We start from the raw sequence: 1,999 nt of genomic DNA, 5'->3' as shown, positions 1-1,999 counted from the left end.
GGTTTCATGTGTGTAGTTGCTTCTAGCTGTTGATTGAATCGATGTAGTTATGTCTCACTCTCTTTTGATACAGGTAAGTCGAAGTCTGAACGTTGACTTCACTTCAAAGTAAATAACAGCATTTTTATGCTGAAATTGCTATAATATACAAGCCGGTACATATACTAAGGCGACTGAAAATAAAGGAGTTTTGATTAATGACAAAAATAAAATTAATTTCACATAACGATTTAGACGGGGTAAGTCCAGCACTATTGGGTCGGTTAGCGTTTGGCGATGATAACTTTGATTACAGCACGGTAAGCATTGGCCGCATCAATGACACAGTGACACATTTTATTGAAGAAGAAAACGATGGAGACACAGCTTTATACATAACGGATATTAGCGTAAATGAGGAGGTCGCGGAAAAATTAAATGAGCTGGTAAAAAAAGGCCAGAAAATCACTCTTATTGACCATCATATCTCTGCTCTTCCACTAGCTAAGAAATACGATTGGGTTCATGTTATTGCAGAAGACGAAAACGGTAAAAAGACGGCAGCTACATCTCTTTTCTACGACTACTTAGTGCGCAACAACATGCTCCAAAAAACGGCGTTGCTTGATGAGTACGTAGAACTTGTGCGCTTATTTGATACGTGGGACTGGTTCCATGAAAATAACTTGAAAGCAAAGCGCCTTAATCACCTATATTATCTAATCCCGCATGAAGAATTTAAAGAAACCATTCTAGAAACGCTTCGTGAATCGTACCATACTGAAAAGCAAGAATTTACGTTTACGGACAAACACGAAATTTTACTAGAAGCAGAAGAAAAGAAGATTGAAAAATACATTTATGATAAACAAAAACAAATCATAAAAGAAAGGGTTGAAATTKATAACACAGCGTACAACGCAGGGATTGTATTCGCAGATACATATCAGTCTGAGCTAGGAAATGCACTGTGTCTAGAAAACGAAGATATCGACTTTTCCGTTATGGTGGACATGGGACGCCAAAAGATTGGGTTCCGTGCAGTAAAAGACGAAATCAACTTAGCAGAAATTGTTGGGCACCTTGGAGGTGGAGGTCACCCAAAAGCTTCTGGATGCAAATTAACGGCTGAAACGTTTGCTCTTTTCGTCACGGATCACTTGTTTAAAGACGAAGAAAAAAGTGAATAAAGCGTATAAGGAGGAGATGATATGTCGTTTAAAGATTTAGTTGTTATTGTCACCGGAGCTGCGAACGGAATAGGTAAAGATGTATCCCGCGCATACGCGAAACAAGGAGCAAAAGTGGTATTGGCAGATGTGGACGAAACTGAAGGAGAGCGTCACGCAGAAGCTATTCAAAGACAAGGCGGAGAAGCCATTTTTGTGAAAACAGACGTCCGAAAAGAAGGCGACATTTTAAATCTCGTTGAAAAAACGGTCAGTACGTATGAAACGATACATATTTTGATTAATAATGCAGGCGTTTCCCGCTGGAAATCACCGTATGAGCTAACCATTGATGAATGGGATGACATTATCAGTACGAACCTGCGCAGCGTGTTTCTATGCTCTCGCGAAGCAGCTAAGGTGATGAGAAAAAACGAAAGCGGAGGCTCCATTGTAAACTTAGCTTCTACGAGAGCTACAATGTCTGAACCTCACACAGAAGCCTATGCGGCTACAAAAGGAGGAATCGTTGCTTTAACTCATGCACTTGCCATTTCACTTGGTGATGACAACATCACAGTAAATGCTATTTCTCCAGGATGGATTGAGACATCTGACTACGATGGCCTTCGTGAAATCGATCATACGCAGCATCCGTCTAATCGGGTGGGAACGCCAGCCGATATCTCAAGAGCGTGTATGTATTTAACAAACGTTGAAAATGATTTTGTAACAGGAGCTAACCTCGTAGTAGACGGGGGAATGACGCGAAAGATGATTTATGAACATTAAGCATTAAGCATCTACGAAAAAAGACTGCCGTATTTAGCAGTCTTTTTTCATACAATCAT

Annotated in this window: 2 protein-coding genes; both read left to right on the top strand. The window is 40.2% G+C overall.

Annotation, left to right across the window (positions count from 1 at the left end):
• Positions 1-197: 197 nt before the first annotated feature.
• On the top strand, positions 198-1,169 hold the full coding sequence (locus tag AC1DRF_RS24895; protein ID WP_477741953.1) for a DHH family phosphoesterase: 972 nt from the start codon (positions 198-200) through the stop codon (positions 1,167-1,169).
• 21 nt (positions 1,170-1,190) lie between these two features.
• Positions 1,191-1,940 (top strand): SDR family oxidoreductase, encoded by a 750-nt coding sequence (locus AC1DRF_RS24890; RefSeq protein WP_427076033.1) that lies wholly within the window; start codon positions 1,191-1,193, stop codon positions 1,938-1,940.
• Positions 1,941-1,999: the final 59 nt, after the last annotated feature.

This window comes from Priestia sp. P5_B4 (genome assembly GCF_056400385.1).
This window is presented reverse-complemented; position numbering and strand designations above follow the sequence as displayed.

Bases quoted from the DNA above. Each gene is read 5' to 3' on its own strand.
- AC1DRF_RS24890 (WP_427076033.1), top strand. From the start codon at position 1,191: ATGTCGTTTAAAGATTTAGTTGTTATTGTCACCGGAGCTGCGAACGGA.